Here is a 15,768-nt window from a genome sequence, read left to right as displayed (position 1 = left end):
CGCCAATCTTTCGGGATTGGCGCTCCGTGGGCACCAGCTTCGGGAAAATGTGTGTAATCTCTGTAGGAGCCAGGTGCGGCGCCTGCAGGGATTTTTTATTGGGAGAACGCTGATGTTCTACGTGCAACGCGATCAATACAACGCTTTGGTTCGCGTCGAGGCGCAGGCCTTCGCCGAATCCACCGGGACTCTACCGGCGGATCATCAGGACATTCAGGCGTGGTTTGCCACGGATGTGATCGACAACAGCCTCAAGCAGCTCCAACAGAGCGACTCCGAGATGATTCGGGTGCTCGATGACTTGATCCAGGTGCTGACCGCCAAGGGCGTGATCCGCATCACTGACCTGCCGCCCGCCGCGCAGGTCAAGGTGATGGAGCGTACCCAGGCACGGACGGCGCTGGGCGGTTTGAGTGAGCTGATCAATGACGATGAAAGCGGTTTGATCTGAGGCGCACGCACCTCTTTCACGGCATGAGCGTCAAGCCGGCATGATTACTCGGCGCTCCACGTCCACGGCGCGGGTTCACCGACCAGTTGGCCTTGCACCCCTTCGATGCCCATCTCGCGAATCACGCGCAACTCACCTTCGGTTTCCACGCGTTCTGCAATCAACGGCAGATCGATGCTGTGGGCGGCACGCTGGATCGCCTCGATAAAAAAGCGCTTGTGGCTTTCCTGATCAATGGTCCGGATGTAGCTGCCGTCGATTTTGAGGTACGCCAGGCCCAGGTTCGCCAGGTTGCCGATCATGCTGAAACGCCCGCCGAAACGTTGCAGGCCGAGGCTGTATCCGAGGCTGCGCAGGCGCCGGGTGAGACGCTCCAGCTGGGCTTGCTCGGGCACTTGCTCTTCGCCGATCTCCAGCGTCAGGCGCGTACCGAGTGTCGGGTGTTGCGCCAATCGCTCGAACATCCGCTCCAGGGCTTGTGGGTCATTCAAGGTCGCCGCCGAGAGGTTCAACGCCACCGATTGGTTGTGCTGTGCCAGGTGTTTGATCACCAGGTCGAGCATCAATTGGTCAAGGCGCGCGGTCCAGCCGAAGCGCTCCAGCCAGGGCAGGAAGTGCCCCGCCGCAATGGTCTGGTCCTGGTTGTCGAGCAGGCGCGACAGTACCTTGTAGTGCAGCACCTGACGGGTATCGCTGCTACTGACCACCGGCTGGAAAAACAAGCGGAAGCGCCCCTGATTCAGGGCCTCGTCGAGCAGGGTGTGCCAGCTATGCGGATCGTCGCTGACGGTGTCCCGGGTCTGGCGCTCCAGGCATACCCAGGTTTGGCCGCTACTGGCTTCAGCCTGGGCCAGGGCCTGATCGGCCAGCTTCAACAGGTCGGCCGAGGCATCGCCGGGGTTGTAGGGCGCGAGGCCGATGTAGGCCACGCTCTGCATGTCTGTGGCGCCCGTTTCGTACAGGCTCTGCAGGGTGGTTTCCAGCGCCTGGGCCAATTGCACCGCTTCGTGACGCACCAGGCCTGGGGCAAGCACCGCGAACTCGCCGCCGCGGCTGCGGGTGATCAGGTTGTGGGTTTCCGGGTACTTGGCGCAGGTCCGCACCAGTTGCTGGCTGACGGCTTGCAGCAGTTGGTCGGTGCGTTGCCCGCCCAGGCGCTGGTTGAGACCGGCGAGGTCGTTGACCCGCAAGATCAGCAGGTAGCCTGAACTGGCTTCTTCCAGGTTGCTGACCCGCGAGTTGAGCTGCATCTCGAAATAGCGCCGGTTGGCCAGCCCGGTCAGGCTGTCCTGGTAGGACTCCACGCGCAGCTTCTCGCTGCGCTCGGTCTGTTCATTGAACAACGCCTTGAGCTTCTCGACCATCTGGTTCATGGCCTGCACCACGCGCCGCAGTTCGGGGGTGCGGGGCAGGTCGGGCAAACTGATGAATTCGCGCCGCGCGATGGCGTGGGACTGCTCGACCATATAGTCCAGCGGCTTCAACTGACGGCGCAGCAACAGCGCGCCGAGCACCGCACTCGCGGCGCCGCAGAGCAGCAACCAGCCCAGGCTGCCCAATGCGCTCTGCCACAGTTTGGCCAGGGCGAACATCGGGTGGCTGATCACCTCGACCCGTGCCGCCTGCTGCCAGCCTCGGCTGACGATGGCATCGCCGCCGGCTGGCGCGAGGCCGATCATTTTCACGAACCAGGCCGGTACGCCGCTGGCATCAGGTTCGGCGGCACGCTCCACCAGCACCTGGTTATTGCTCAGGTCCACCACGCGGATGCTCGCGTAGTAGCCACTGTCAAAAATCGAACTGACCATCAGCTCAGTCATCGCCGGGTCATCGATGTTCGGCGTCAGCGACAGCGCCAGTGCGGTGGCCGCATCCTGGGCGTGGGAACGCAACTGGTTGACGTACTGCGCACGCGAGCTTTCCAGGCTGACGATGAAGCTACCGCTGAAGGCAACCACTAGAAACACACAGATAGCGATCAGCAATTGTTTGAACAGTGACATCGTAGCTCCTGTTAATTATCCGAACTGGCCGGAAAACCTTCGGCGGTCATTTTTTTCAAGACATCCTGCCAGCGTGACAGGCGCTTGCTATCACCGACTTTTTTGTTGCCCGCCGCGCCGGTCAGCCACAACCCTTCGCCGTTGAAAGCGTAGACGGGCAGCAGGTCCGGACGTTGGCTGGCCGGCAGAATGGGGTCCATCAGGCTGTCGAGTACCAACGGCATGGCTTCCGGGCTTGCATAATAGGTCAGTACCATATGCGCGCGATTCTGGCGCAAGGCCTTGACGTAGGTTATGCGCAGCTTCTCGGCCGGCACGCCCAAGTGACGCAGGCTGAAGTATTTGGCGATGGCATAGTCTTCACAATCACCGGCACCTTTCCACAGGGATTGAATGGGCGTCGCCCAATAATCGATCTCGTGCCACAGGTCGATATCTTCTTCGTAGTGCAACTGGCGGTTAAAGAACAAGTTGACCACGTTGAGTTGTTCGGTCTCGCTGACCTGCTTTTGCGCCGTGAGCAGGTGTTGCCAGGCATCGATACGCTGGCGCCCGGCGCCCAGGGGCCCGTAAAGCGCCTCGGCGCGGCGGCTGATCTGGCTGAAATCCCAATCGGCGAGCAGATTGCCCAGCAGGCCGCCACCCAGCAACAGCGTGATGGCCAGACCGTACAGGAACCGAGGGAAGTTAAAGCGTATCGCCACTGCGAATACCCGAGCTTGCAGCATTGAAGGTGCGGCAATGGTGCGGTGATACCGGGTAAAAAACAATGGCACGATGAAATCACTTTGTAGCAATTTATCCTGAATAAGTGCCGGTAAATTGGCTATTTTCCGCTCGTCTGAAAGGGTGGCGGCAATTCCATCAAAATAATGACACCTCATAACGCCTGTCACAGAATGTCGCAACCAAAGCGCCGACAAAAAGACTTGCGGTCAGCCTTATCTTGCCGACCTTTCACGTCTTTAATGGCACTGTGAAGGAGTTATGGCCATGAGCCGTACCGATGATCTGTTTGCCCCGTCCGGCAAGAGCCTGACCCGGGAGCCCAAGGCACGGAACGCTCGGCTGCACTTTTTCGGCACCCTTCCATTCGATGATGGCACCCGCGCTAACCAGAAAGACGGCTCGCGCTTTTGCGCCAATGCGCCAGCGGCCTATGAACAACCTCATCATTATGACTTGAGCACACCGCGCCCAACCGTGGTGGCGCTGGTCTCGGTCAATGGCGGCGTTGGCCGCAGCACCCTGGCCACGGCGTTGAGCAGCGGCTTGCAGCGCTTGGGGGAGTCGGTGGTGGCGCTGGATCTGGACCCTCAAAACGCATTGCGCCAGCATTTCGGCGTGGCCCCGGAGCTCCTGGGCGTCGGCCGCGCCAGCCTGCTCAATACGCGCTGGGAGACGCTCCTGCAAACAGGGTTTGCCGGCTGCCGCGTGATCCCCTTCGGGCACACCGATATCAAGCAGAAGGACAACCTGCAACGTTGGCTCACGCGCGAACCGGAGTGGTTGGCGCAGCACCTGTCGACCCTGGGGTTGAGCGAGCGCCCGCTCATGCTCATCGACACCCCCGCCGGTAATAACGTCTATCTGCATCAAGCGTTGAGCGTGGCCGATAGCGTATTGGTCGTGGTCCAGCCGAATGCCGCATGCCTCGGCACCCTTGACCAGTTGGACGCGGTGCTGGCGCCTTATCTTGAGCGTGAACGCCCGCCACATTGCCACTATGTGATCAATCAACTGGAAGAAAACTCGGCGTTCAGCCGGGACATGGTCAATGCCTTCAAACTGCGCCTGGGCGACAATCCGTTGGACGTGGTGCATCGCGATCCATCGATCAGCGAAGCCCTGGCCTTTGCCACGGACCCGCTGGATAACTTGGCGGCGAGCGCCGCCTGCGACGATCTCAAGAGGCTGTGCCGGTTGTTGATCGGACGGAAAAAAGCCCGCTAAATCACGCTTTATGCGCTGAACGCGAAATGCTTATGCACAATCGGCAGGTCGCCGATGGCATCGAGTGGGGTCTGGGTGGAGCCATTCTCAATATGGCGCAACCGCCTGTTTTGCGTGCGTTTTATTCGCTGCACAAAAAATGATCAGCATGGCATTTGGCCTGTAGCGCAGATGGTTACAGCTTCTGTAAGGATTTCATCAACAGAGTTATCCACAGGGCGCGCGTAGGAAAAAATGCGCTTTAATCGCGCTCAGCCAGCACCATAAGGTTGCGTGGGGTCAGGGTGGTTTCGCAGAAACTGCCTACCGCCACGGTGTAGCCCTGTTCCCGCAGAAACAGAGCCCGATCCAGCACCAGCCACAGCTCCAGCGGGCGGCGGAACAACCCTCGCAGCAGTTCCAGGTTTCTGACCTCCGCCAAGCGCCGCCAGCCGTGTGCCTCCAGCGCTGTCCAATCCTGCTCGCCTGTGGATAAACCTTTGAGGCCGGCCAACTCGCGGCAATAGTCGGCGAAGGGTTTATCCAGCCAACTGGCGGGCAGGGACGGCGTGGGCAGGTACGTGTCGCAATGGCGCAATTGGCGCTGCAAGTGATCGAAACCCAGGCGCCTGGCCATGGACGTATCCCGTTGCCGGCGCACCCGCTTGCCGGCAGTGACGGTTTCACTGAGGGGCAGCCCCAGGTCATCCACCGATAAGCGCAACGCCGAAGCGCGGCCGACGCTCGACAGTGGCTGATAGCGGTCGGTGCGGATGCGGTTGTAGCAGCAGGGTGCCAGCGCCAGTTGCTTGCAGCCGGCAGTGCTGGCCAGTTGCAGCAGACGCACGTGCAGGTCGCCGCAGGCGTGCAGGGCGACGGGTGTGTGTTCGGCGCTGACTGTCACGTCGGCCAGTACGTCTTGCAGGTGATGGGTGACGGGCAGTTGGTGGTGGTCGCTCAAGGCCTGCCCGGCGGCGATCAGGGCCGGATCGTATTCCAGGCAGGTCACTTGCTGCCCGCTGTGCAGCAGGCGGCGGCCGAGGTGGCCTTTGCCGGCGCACCAGTCCAGCCAGTGCCGCGGTGGTTGCGCGAACCCCAGGGCGGCGCCGAAGGCTTCGATCTGTTGCCACTTGCGGCCGGGCACATCGACGTTCAGGCGCTGGCGGGCGGGTGCCAGGGGCCGCGTCGGTAACTTATCCACAGCACTGAGGCGCTGCGCCTGCGCGGCCAGCTGTGGAAAAGGCGCCGGGGCGGGCAGCTCATGGGGCCGGTTGTGGCTGCTTTCCGCGTCGGCCAGCGAGCGCCAGCGCAGCCACTGGGCGAGCGCGGGATGTTGGGATTCCCAGGGTAACTGGCGATGCGTGAAGGGCCGTGGTCGCCACAGCCCCTGGTGTTCGCTGAGGAACGCATCCAGCGCCTGGAAGTGCGCTTCAACGTCCCTGGCAAGCATCGACCCGCAGCCAGCGTTCCAGCAGTTTGAAACCGCGCACCAGCACATAGGCCATCAGCAGGTAGAACATCCCGGCGGCGAAGAAGATCTCCACTGGCAGGTACGTGCGCGCAATGATGGTGCGCGCCATGCCAGTCAGTTCGAGCAGCGTCACGGTGCTGGCCAGGGCGCTGGCCTTGAGCATCAGGATCACTTCGTTGCTGTACGCCGGCAGGCCGATGCGCGAGGCGCGCGGCAGGATGATGTAGAACAGCGTCTTCGGCCTGGACATGCCCAGGGCCCGCGCCGCTTCGATTTCACCCGGCGGGATGGCCTGGATCGCACCGCGCAGGATTTCGGCGATATAGGCGGCGGTGTGCAGGGTCATGGTGGCGGTGGCGCACCAGAACGGATCGCGCAGGTACGGCCACATGAAGCTGTTACGCACCGCATCGAACTGCGCCAGGCCGTAGTAGACCAGGAACAGTTGCACCAGCAACGGCGTGCCGCGAAAGAAGAAAATGTAGCAATAGGGCAGGGTCCGCACGTACCAGCGGCGCGAAGAGCGGGCGATGCCCAGCGGGATCGCCAGCAGCAGGCCGGCAATCACCGCAATGGCCACCAGCTCGAGGGTGAGGGTCGCGCCCTGGGCCAGTTTGGGCAGCCACTTGATGATCACGGCCCAGTTCAGGCCCAGGTCGAAATGGGACAGCCAGCTGTAGTCGCCGTTCATTGGGTGCTCCTTGCAAAGCCGCGACTGGCGCGTTTTTCCAGGAAGTGCATGCCAGTCATGGCCAGCACGGTGAGGCCCAGGTACATGAACGCCGCCACCATGAAGAAGGTGAACGGCTGCTTGGTCACGGTCACGCCGATCTGCGCATGGCGCATGATTTCTTCGAGGCCGATCACCGATACCAGCGCGGTGTCTTTCATCAGGATCATGAACAGGTTGCCCAGGCCCGGCAGGGCGATGCGCCACATCTGCGGCATGATCAAGCGGGTGAAGATGCGAAACTTCGACAGGCCCAATGCCACACCGGCTTCACGGTGGCCCTTGGGAATGGCGAGGATCGCGCCACGGAACACTTCCGTGGCGTAGGCGCCAAAGCACAGGCCCAGGGCGATGACCCCGGCGGCGAAGGCGCTGAGGGAAAGGTCGGGGTTACCGAAAAACTCCCCGAGGGCACGCATCAGGTTGACCGTGCCGAAATAAATCAGCAACACCCACAACAGCTCGGGAATACCGCGAACGAGGGTCGAGTAAGCCCCGCCCAGCCACTGCAGCGGCTTGTATGGGGACGTCTTGGCCAAAGCGCCGGCCAGGCCAAGTACCAGCCCCAGGCACAGGGCCGTGAGCGCCAGCTTGACGGTCATCAGCGCGCCGGCGGCGAGCGCCGGGCCGAATCCGTAGAGATCGAAATTCATGGTGTTTTCATATCGCGGCAGGCAAAGCTGAAAGCCGACGCGCCCCTGGGAGCGCGTCGGGCATACCGTTCAGATCATTCGATGCTGAAAGGGAAGTACTTGTCGTTGATCTTCTTGTAGGTGCCGTCGGCCTTGATCTCTGCCAGGGCTTTGTTCAGGCGTTCGCGCAGCGGGTCGCCTTTGCGCACGGCGATACCGATCTTGTCGCTCTCGACCACCGGGTCGCCCTTGAATTCGTAGGCAGAACCGTCTTTGCTCTTGAGCCATTCGTACTGCACGTACTTGTCGGCGAGGATGCCGTCCAGGCGGCCGGACGTCAGGTCGAGGTAGGCGTTTTCCTGGGTGTCGTAGAGCTTGCTGGTGGTGTCTGGCAGCTTGTCTTCCAGGTAGGTGCCGGCCAACGTCGCGCGTTGTGCGCCGATGATCTTGCCTTTCAGGTAGGCCGCGTCGGTCTTGAAGTCTGCCGTGGCTTTAGGTGCGATGAACTGCAGCTTGTTGGAGTAGTACGGGTCGGTGAAGTCGACGGCCTGCTTGCGCTCGTCGGTGATCGACAGCGAGGACACCAGGAAGTCGAATTTCTTCGCGTTCAGCGCCGGGATGATGCCGTCCCAGTCCGATACATACACTTCGCACTTCTCGACTTTCATCTTGGCGCACAGGGCGTCGCCGATGTCTTTGTCGAAGCCGACGACGTTGCCGCTGGCATCTTTATTGTTGAACGGCGGGTAGGCCGCTTCGATCCCCATTTTCAGGGTTTCTGCCATGGCCGAGGCGCTGAACGCCATCGAAACGGCCGCGGCCAGAAGGAATTTTTTATAGTTCTGCATGCATGTTGCTCCGTTAGCGGTTGCTGGACATGAATTGTTTGCAGCGCGCCGAAAGCGGGTTTTCAAACACCTGCTGTGGCGATCCTTGCTCTTCGACCAGGCCTTGGTGCAAGAACACCACTTCACTGGACACCTGGCGGGCGAAGCCCATTTCATGGGTGACCAGCAGCATGGTGCGGCCTTCTTCGGCCAGCGCGCGGATCACATTAAGTACTTCCTGGACCATTTCCGGGTCAAGGGCCGAGGTGGGTTCGTCGAACAGGATGACTTTCGGCTGCATCGCCAGGGTACGCGCGATGGCCGCCCGCTGCTGCTGGCCGCCGGACAATTGCGCGGGGTAGGCGTGACGCTTGTCGCCGATGCCGACCTTGGCCAGCAGGGCTTCGGCCACTTCGATGGCTTCGGCCTTGCTCTGGCCGAGCACACGGCGTGGGGCCTCGATGATGTTGTCGAGGATGCTCATGTGCGGCCACAGGTTAAAGTTTTGAAACACAAACCCGATTTCGCTGCGCAGGCGGTTGATCTGCTTGCCGTCGGCGGCTATCAGCTCGCCGTTCTTCGCGGCCTTGAGCTTGAGCTCTTCGCCAGCCACCAGGATCTGGCCCTGGTGCGGGTTTTCCAGCAGGTTGATGCAGCGCAGGAATGTGGACTTGCCGGAACCGGAGGAACCCAGGATCGAGATCACATCGCCGTCGCGAGCGGTCAGCGAGATACCTTTGAGTACCTCCAGCTCACCATAGCGTTTATGCAAGTTGCGGATTTCAAGCGCGGGCGCGGCCAGAGCCATGTGCGGTCCTCATTGTGTTCGTTGCGTTCCTGCTGTTGGGTCGCCTTCCTGGCGAGGCGCCAACCTAGCATAGCGTCCGGATGGCAGCCAACAGCGCGGCGGATGCTTAACAGGTGGCCTGCGGCAAGGTGTCGCATCGACACAGCGGCGTGTCGCGCCATCAACAACCGAACAGCCGTTTGAACCTGAAAAACCCGCAGGCTTCGCGTGAAAAAGGGCGCGATGGTGCCAGCTTTGGGCGGGTGTTGGAAGGGTTAACCGGGCAAACGGTGATCATCGGCCCTTTTATGGGGCGTCAGGTACTTTTTGTGTGTATTTGTGGTGCGCGCGTTCGGGTAAAAGTGAGTCGCTCGGTAACGCTGTAGCGGAATGCCAGCATTCTCAATGACTTGCGAGGGCTGCTGGATCGTCCTACAGCCCGCGTCAATCGGGGTTTTGTAACATTTTGGCGCAAATATTGCGTAAAAAATAAAGAACGCCCTGTTTGTTTCTTTTCACGTAAAAGGCACGCGCCGGGCGGACCGTTTTCGCAATTCCTCGTTTAAAGGTGTGTCAATGAGTAGTACGCATAGCTCCAATGACCTCGAACAGGGGCTCAAACCGCGTCACGTCACCATGTTGTCGATTGCCGGCGTCATCGGTGCCGGTTTGTTTGTCGGCTCCGGCCACGCGATCGCCGCCGCCGGCCCTGCGGTACTGCTGGCGTATGCCGCCGCCGGTGCGCTGGTGGTCTTGGTGATGCGGATGTTGGCCGAAATGGCCGTGGCGTCGCCGGACACCGGTTCGTTCTCTACCTACGCCGATCGGGCGATCGGTCACTGGGCCGGTTTCACCATCGGCTGGCTGTACTGGTGGTTCTGGGTGCTGGTGATTCCATTGGAAGCCAACGCCGCCGCGACCATCCTCCATGCCTGGTTCCCCGGCGTGGCCATCTGGGCGTTTACCCTGATCATCACCTTGCTGCTGACGGCGACCAACCTGTTCAGCGTGAAGCACTACGGTGAGTTCGAGTTCTGGTTCGCGCTGATCAAAGTCGTCGCGATCGTGGGCTTTGTGATCCTCGGCCTGCTGGCGATCTTCGGCTTCCTGCCGACCAGCCAGGTCAGCGGTGTCTCGCACCTGTTCGACACCCAGGGCTTCATGCCGAACGGCATGGGCGCGGTGCTGGCGGCCATCCTGACCACCATGTTCTCGTTCATGGGCACCGAGATTGTCACCATCGCGGCCGCCGAGTCGAAGGACCCGGGCCAGCAGATCACCAAGGCCACCAACTCGGTGATCTGGCGGATTGGTTTGTTCTACCTGCTGTCGATCTTCATCGTGGTGTCCCTGGTGCCTTGGAACGATCCGACCCTGGCTGCCGTAGGTTCCTACCAGACAGTGCTGGAAAGCATGGGCATCCCGAATGCCAAGCTGATCGTTGACCTGGTGGTCTTGGTTGCCGTGACCAGCTGCCTCAACTCGGCGCTGTACACCGCCTCGCGCATGCTGTTTTCCCTGGGCCGTCGTGGTGATGCACCCGCCGTGTCCAAGCGCACCAACAAAAGCGGCACGCCTTACTGGGCGGTGATGCTGTCCACCGGCGCAGCGTTCCTGGCGGTCTTCGCCAACTACGTGGCACCGGCGGCGGTGTTCGAATTCCTGCTCGCCAGTTCCGGCGCCATTGCGTTGCTGGTGTACCTGGTGATTGCGGTGTCGCAACTGCGCATGCGTCAGAAGCGTACTGCGGCGGGCGAGACGCTCGCGTTCAAAATGTGGTTGTTCCCAGGCCTGACCTACGCGGTGATGGTGTTCATCGTCGGTACGCTGGGGATCATGCTGTTCCAGGAAGCCCATCGGGTCGAGATCATCGCGACCGGGGTCTTGAGCTTGCTGGTGGTGGCGGCGGGGCTGCTCGTTTCGAGCCGTCGCAAGGCCCAGAGCGTAGGCGCTGCAGTACTGAATTGATGTGATGGAGTGCGGTGCTTGATTGCGCCGCAGTTCAAATGTGGGAGGGGGCTTGCCCCCGATAGCGGTGTATCAGTCAATTAGATGTCGACTGGCACACCGCAATCGGGGGCAAGCCCCCTCCCACATTGCGTTTTGCGTCAGTCTTGGGAAATCACCAGCGCCTGGGATGCGGCGACGTAATCCGCCTGGAACTGCGGCGACTCGACCCACGCCAGGGCTGCCGCTTCATCCTCGGTGTCGGTAGCCCACTGCCGATATTCGATCAGTGCCGCCAGGATAAAGTCGGTGGCCTCTTCTTCGCCTTCCTGCTCCAGCACCAATGCCAACAGCGGGTGCGCCAGGAATGCCGCGCACAGCGCTTGCTGGCTGATTTCGCCGGCAGTACGCATCTCGACAAACAATTCAGTCAAATCCACCGACTCAAGATCGATGCGGCTGTCATCGCCGGCAAATGCATCCGGCTTGCTCGCGACGGTGCGTTGGGTACGGTTTTGCTTGGCCTTGGCCTTTGCCCGGTGGGCACGTTTTTGCTGCTTGTTCGGCGAGGCCATGGGCTCACGTCCTTGGTTCAGGATCTGGGTGGGTATTGAAGCGCAGGTTGAGGGAAATCCCAAGAGGTTCTAGACGCGCGCCGTTATGCGACGGCCCGGTGTGCCGGGTGTTAGCGCGCCGTGTTTCAGCCATGCCAGCGCAATCGGCCACAGCCGATCCTCATACTCGCTGCGAAAGAACGCGAAATGTCCGACCTGTGTTTCTCCGATATCGTCAGGGGCGATGCGCAGGTGAGTGCGTTCGCTGCTGGCGAAGTAGCTCAGCAAGCGCTCGATGGCCGGCACGGTGCCGAAGGGATCGTCGGTGATGCTGATCGCCAGCACCTGCGCCGTTACCCGGGCAAACGGCAGTTCACCCAAGGCGCGCCCGCTGGGCCGTGTTTCATAGCTCGGCGTCGGCGTGCCCCAGTCCCGCACCACGCCGGCCGGCGTATCCTCCAGCCAGCCCAGGCGCTTGCCCGGGAAGTAGCCGAACAGCGCCGTCACCAGTGGCATCACCACGTGCCACTTGCCAACCATGCGCCAGCGCCCGCTCGCTGCGTAATCGCGCCAGTAGGCGAATTGCGCGCCCACCGTCACCAGGCGCCGGATCACTGCGCCGGACGCCCCCAGCCCCGCTGCGCAGCCGCCGAAGCTGTGACCGACCACGTCGATCGGCTGCCCCGGGAACTCGCGCTGCGCCCGCTGCAATATCGCCTCGAAATCCAGGCGGCCCCAATCCGACCATGAGGCCTTGAAGCCTCGCAGCGAGCCACGGCGGGACTCGCCGATGCCGCGATAGTCGTAGGTGATGACATCGAAGCCGTTGGCGAACAGGTAGTCGGCGAAGCGTGAATAGTGGCGACAGCGCACGGAGGTGGCGGCGTTGATGATGACGACCGGGCGTGTAGGGTCGCTTCGGATATGGCGCCAGGTGAAGCCGCCAAGCGGGTAGCCGTCTGCGGCGGGTGCTCTGAAGGAAGTGTTTTGGCTGGGTTGAGTTGCAGGCGTTAGCGAAGAGGCATCATTCAAATTCATCGTTTTGGGCCTGTGCCGATTTTTTATTTTTGGTAATGGTTGGCCAGTTTGCCAGCACTTGTACTTCGTTCCGCTGACTCACTAATCTCTGGCGCTCACAACGCCTACAACGCCCGCGCACAGTGGCTTGTTCCGAAAAAACCACGCATCTGAGAGAAACGACAGCCAACCATGGACAGATTAGACTGGCAGGCATCCATTACGGAGGTCTCTATGAGCATTCCACGTTCTCCCATCGTTTCGGAGTTTGAAACAGAAGAGCAAGCTGCCAGCTACGACCGTTGCCATACGGATTCAAGCACGGTCGCTTGTCTGGTACTCGGGAAATGGTTGTTCATCCAAACTACTGGTGGTCTATCGGGTGACGGAGCACGTTGAGATAGTGATGGTGTTACACACTCGCCAGGAATATCCCAGGGATGTGATCGGGCCACACCACTCGACCTCACGCCAGTAGATGCTTAGGCTTGCGCCTTTGCAATCAGCGAGAGCGTCCTGATGACCCGCGACACCCTCGAACACCACCAGATTCCCATCTACTTCGCCACCGTCCTCCTGGCCGCCGCTTTCGGTCTGCTCGCGCCGTCATTGGCGCATGGCCTCGGCGTGCTGGTCACGCCGGCCATCGCGGTGCTGATGTATGCGATGTTCCTGCAAATCCCGTTTCTGCAGCTGCGCCAAGGCGTGGGCAACCAGCGGTTCCTGGCGGCGTTGCTGCTGGCCAATTTCGTTCTCGTGCCCGTGCTGGTGTGGCTACTGACGCGTGGCCTGGTGGAGCGCCCGGCGTTGCTGGTGGGGGCGTTGCTGGTGTTGCTGACGCCGTGTATCGACTACGTGGTGGTGTTTACCCATATCGGCAAGGGCGATTCGCGCTTGATGCTGGCCGCGACGCCGCTGCTGTTGTTGCTGCAGTTGGTGTTGTTGCCGGTGTACCTGGGGTTGATGTTGGGCGCGCAGTCCGCGGTGGTGGTGGAGGTGCGGCCGTTTGTCGAGGCGTTCCTGTTATTGATCGTGGTGCCGATGGTGCTGGCGGTGATCACCACCTCGCTGGCGCGGCGATCCTCGGTCGTCAACGCCTGGAACGATGCCTGGGCCTGGTTGCCGGTGCCGGCGATGGCCGCGGTGCTGTTTGTGGTGATCGGCTCGCAAATCACCGCGGTGGTGCGCGATATCAGCCTGTTGCTGCCGGTGATTCCGGTCTACGTTGGCTTCGTGCTGTTGGCGCCATTGATGGGGATGTTCGCCGCGCGCCTGTTCGCGCTGCCGGCGGTGACGGCGCGCGCGGTGACGTTCAGCGCGGCGACGCGTAACTCGCTGGTGGTGTTGCCCCTCGCGCTGGCGTTGCCCGAAGGCGTGCGCGGGTTGGCTGCGACGGCGGTGATCCTGCAAACCCTGGTCGAGTTGATTGGCGAGCTGATCTACGTTCGCCTGATCCCGACGCTGGTGTGGCGCGCAGATCGGCCGGGCACATGAATGTTCAGGGTTGTTCAGGCGCTATTTGGGATGTGTTGGGCACCATAAGCCGCCGCTCACTACCTGGCAGGACAACCGATGGATCAGCGCAACTCTTTTCGCCTGGAGTCTCTGGGCATTTTTCTGATTGCTTTGTTGTTATTTACGTTGGGGATCTGGGACCAGCAGCCTCAGGGATTTGACGGACGCTGGGCGTTGTTCATGCAGGAAATGTTTCGCCATGGGGCGAGTCTTTTCCCCACCACCTACGGCCAGCCCTACGCGGATTATCCCGGTACGGCGACGTTCTTCAGTTTTGTATTCGCCCGGCTGTTCGGTGCGCCCAACCACCTGGCGAACGTCCTGCCCACTGCGCTGGCCTCTGCCGGAGTGGTGGCGCTGATCTATCGCTTGCTGGCGCCTTCCAGTCGCGCCTGGGCGCTGTTGACGGTGCTGCTGACCTTGCTCACCACCCAGTTGCTCGAAAAGTCGCGCTCGGTGTGCCTGGATCAGATGGTGGCGCTGTTGTGCGTAGGCAGCTTCTACCTGCTGCACAGTGGCGAACGCCTTGGCTCGAGGCTGCGGCAACTGGCGGTGTTCCCGCTGTTTATCCTGGGCTTTGCGATTCGCGGGCCATTGGGCTTGATCGAAGTCTGTGGGGTGGCCTGCGTGTATTGGGCGTTGGGTCGTCCGGGGGAGCGGGTCAGGCAAGTGCTGATCCACGGCGTTATCGGGTTGCTGCTGTTGGCGTGTTGCTGGTGGCTGCTGATGCAGTTGGCGCGGATCAGTGGGGGCCAGGCCTTTGCCGATGAAGTGTTCAAGATGCAGGTTGGCGGGCGTCTCGATGAAATCGGCGAACCGTTCTATTTCTACTTCCAGCTGAGTCTGTACCGTTACTTCCCGGTGGTCCCCATGGCGTTGGCGAGCATGGTTGCGTTGCGTCATCGCTGGCCGGAACGCTGGGGCAATGACGACGTGCAACTGGTCGTGCGGCTCGGCGCCTGCGGCTTGATGATTCTGCTCGGGCTGTCGGTGCCGCACTTCAAGCGCGCTTATTACATCCTGCCCATGGTGCCGATGTTTGCCGCTGTCGCTGCCTATGGGCTGCTCCACGCACAGAACTGGTTCGTCGGGGTGCGTCGCTGTTACACATGGCTTGTCGCGGCGCTGCCGGCGTTGTGCGTGGTTGTAGTCTTCGTGTGTCGGCATGGGTGGCAGAAGCACGGTTACTGGCCGGACGTTTCGTTGCCGTTGCTGATCGGCGTGCTGGTGATCCTGCAGGGGGCGGTATTGATCGCCTGGCGTCGCGCCGGGCGTTTGGTGTGGCTCAGCGCGATCGCACTGGCGGCGCAGTGGTTGTTGCTGGTGACCGTGGTAGAGCCGGCCAAGGACCTGCAGTTCGACACCCGGCAATTTGTCAGTCAGGTGGAAGCGCTTCGCGCACAAGAGCCGGGACCGTTGGTGTTTGTCGGCCTTGCGCGGGACACCTGGGCCGTGCGCTACATGATGAACCTGGATCACGACGAGCAACCGCTGTTCATCGGGCGTAACCAGCTCGATCAGTTGGACTCGCTGCCACGGCCGTCCTGGGTGATCGTGGCGCGCAAGGAAACCGAGCAGTTGAAGGGCACACCGGTGGAACACCTGGCGCCGATGTTCAATGGGCGACTGAACGACAATCCGTTGTTGGTGTTCTTGCTCAAGTAGGCGGCGCGAGGCGGGTATTGCGTACTGGGGTGGTGGTGAGCCACCCCGGTTCGGGATGGGTAAATCGAAGGCAACAAAAAACCCGCACTAGGCGGGTTTTTTGGGTGTTTCAGATGATCGTTGCACCACCTGAAACTTAATAGTGGTGCCCAGAGACGGAATCGAACCGCCGACACGGGGATTTTCAATCCCCTGCTCTACCGACTGAGCTATCTGGGCAACGGGGCGCATTAAACG

The 15,768-nt window shown here is 61.4% G+C and carries 15 protein-coding genes, 1 tRNA gene and 1 pseudogene; 7 read left to right on the top strand and 10 right to left on the bottom strand.

Annotated features, from left to right (window positions below; genetic code table 11):
* Positions 1-112: 112 nt before the first annotated feature.
* Positions 113-451: a hypothetical protein gene (locus C5F70_RS23085; RefSeq protein WP_017849960.1), complete on the top strand. Its 339-nt coding sequence runs from the start codon at positions 113-115 to the stop codon at positions 449-451.
* A 44-nt stretch (positions 452-495) separates the two neighbouring features.
* Here C5F70_RS23085 and lapD read toward each other — a convergent pair whose 3' ends face one another.
* Together lapD and lapG are read right to left on the bottom strand one after the other, a co-directional pair.
* The gene (gene lapD, locus C5F70_RS23080; protein WP_046385016.1) at positions 496-2,454 is read right to left on the bottom strand and encodes a cyclic di-GMP receptor LapD; all 1,959 of its coding nucleotides are present in this window, start codon (positions 2,452-2,454) and stop codon (positions 496-498) included.
* Between the two features lie 11 nt (positions 2,455-2,465).
* The gene (gene lapG / locus C5F70_RS23075) at positions 2,466-3,182 is read right to left on the bottom strand and encodes a cysteine protease LapG (RefSeq protein WP_017849958.1); all 717 of its coding nucleotides are present in this window, start codon (positions 3,180-3,182) and stop codon (positions 2,466-2,468) included.
* Between the two features lie 265 nt (positions 3,183-3,447).
* On the opposite strand from lapG, the gene bcsQ reads away from it, so the two are divergent.
* Complete coding sequence (bcsQ, locus tag C5F70_RS23070; RefSeq protein WP_104904106.1) at positions 3,448-4,407, top strand: cellulose biosynthesis protein BcsQ; 960 nt, start codon at positions 3,448-3,450, stop codon at positions 4,405-4,407.
* A gap of 241 nt (positions 4,408-4,648) precedes the next feature.
* Here bcsQ and C5F70_RS23065 read toward each other — a convergent pair whose 3' ends face one another.
* From C5F70_RS23065 to C5F70_RS23045, 5 genes are all read right to left on the bottom strand, one after another.
* On the bottom strand, positions 4,649-5,836 hold the full coding sequence (locus tag C5F70_RS23065) for a methyltransferase (protein ID WP_104904105.1): 1,188 nt from the start codon (positions 5,834-5,836) through the stop codon (positions 4,649-4,651).
* Positions 5,817-6,506 (bottom strand): ABC transporter permease, encoded by a 690-nt coding sequence (locus C5F70_RS23060; protein WP_104904590.1) that lies wholly within the window; start codon positions 6,504-6,506, stop codon positions 5,817-5,819. The genes C5F70_RS23065 and C5F70_RS23060 overlap by 20 nt, the downstream gene beginning before the upstream one ends.
* Positions 6,507-6,544: 38 nt before the next feature.
* The gene (locus C5F70_RS23055; protein ID WP_104904104.1) at positions 6,545-7,240 is read right to left on the bottom strand and encodes an ABC transporter permease; all 696 of its coding nucleotides are present in this window, start codon (positions 7,238-7,240) and stop codon (positions 6,545-6,547) included.
* A gap of 74 nt (positions 7,241-7,314) precedes the next feature.
* Positions 7,315-8,067, bottom strand: coding sequence for an ABC transporter substrate-binding protein (locus C5F70_RS23050; RefSeq protein WP_017849952.1), 753 nt, complete (start codon positions 8,065-8,067; stop codon positions 7,315-7,317).
* Positions 8,068-8,080: 13 nt separating this feature from the next.
* Positions 8,081-8,854 carry an ABC transporter ATP-binding protein gene (locus C5F70_RS23045; RefSeq protein ID WP_017849951.1) on the bottom strand — a complete coding sequence of 258 codons (774 nt, stop codon included), beginning with the start codon at positions 8,852-8,854 and terminating at the stop codon, positions 8,081-8,083.
* Between the two features lie 179 nt (positions 8,855-9,033).
* On the opposite strand from C5F70_RS23045, the gene C5F70_RS30660 reads away from it, so the two are divergent.
* Together C5F70_RS30660 and gabP are read left to right on the top strand one after the other, a co-directional pair.
* Positions 9,034-9,219 carry a hypothetical protein gene (locus C5F70_RS30660; protein WP_158683878.1) on the top strand — a complete coding sequence of 62 codons (186 nt, stop codon included), beginning with the start codon at positions 9,034-9,036 and terminating at the stop codon, positions 9,217-9,219.
* 190 nt (positions 9,220-9,409) lie between these two features.
* A complete protein-coding gene (gabP, locus tag C5F70_RS23040) occupies positions 9,410-10,801 on the top strand; it encodes a GABA permease (RefSeq protein WP_017849950.1) in 1,392 nt (463 codons plus the stop codon).
* A gap of 140 nt (positions 10,802-10,941) precedes the next feature.
* Here gabP and C5F70_RS23035 read toward each other — a convergent pair whose 3' ends face one another.
* Positions 10,942-11,355, bottom strand: coding sequence for a hypothetical protein (locus C5F70_RS23035; protein WP_104904103.1), 414 nt, complete (start codon positions 11,353-11,355; stop codon positions 10,942-10,944).
* 69 nt (positions 11,356-11,424) lie between these two features.
* Positions 11,425-12,372 carry an alpha/beta fold hydrolase gene (locus C5F70_RS23030; protein WP_104904102.1) on the bottom strand — a complete coding sequence of 316 codons (948 nt, stop codon included), beginning with the start codon at positions 12,370-12,372 and terminating at the stop codon, positions 11,425-11,427.
* 284 nt (positions 12,373-12,656) lie between these two features.
* Between C5F70_RS23030 and C5F70_RS31240 the strand changes: the two are divergent.
* From C5F70_RS31240 to C5F70_RS23015, 3 genes and pseudogenes are all read left to right on the top strand, one after another.
* Positions 12,657-12,829, top strand: a pseudogene (locus C5F70_RS31240) (type II toxin-antitoxin system RelE/ParE family toxin); the annotation flags it as partial.
* 41 nt (positions 12,830-12,870) lie between these two features.
* Positions 12,871-13,845 carry an arsenic resistance protein gene (locus C5F70_RS23020; RefSeq protein WP_104904101.1) on the top strand — a complete coding sequence of 325 codons (975 nt, stop codon included), beginning with the start codon at positions 12,871-12,873 and terminating at the stop codon, positions 13,843-13,845.
* A gap of 78 nt (positions 13,846-13,923) precedes the next feature.
* Positions 13,924-15,531 carry a glycosyltransferase family 39 protein gene (locus tag C5F70_RS23015; protein ID WP_017849945.1) on the top strand — a complete coding sequence of 536 codons (1,608 nt, stop codon included), beginning with the start codon at positions 13,924-13,926 and terminating at the stop codon, positions 15,529-15,531.
* 143 nt (positions 15,532-15,674) lie between these two features.
* Here the strand turns inward: C5F70_RS23015 and C5F70_RS23010 are convergent.
* Positions 15,675-15,750, bottom strand: a tRNA-Phe gene (locus C5F70_RS23010).
* Positions 15,751-15,768 lie beyond the last annotated feature (18 nt).

The sequence above is a fragment of the Pseudomonas sp. LH1G9 genome, from assembly GCF_002949975.1.
Classification (GTDB): Bacteria; Pseudomonadota; Gammaproteobacteria; order Pseudomonadales; family Pseudomonadaceae; genus Aquipseudomonas; species Aquipseudomonas veronii.
The sequence above is the reverse complement of the archived record's forward strand: the minus strand, read 5'-3'. Positions and strand labels throughout refer to the sequence as shown.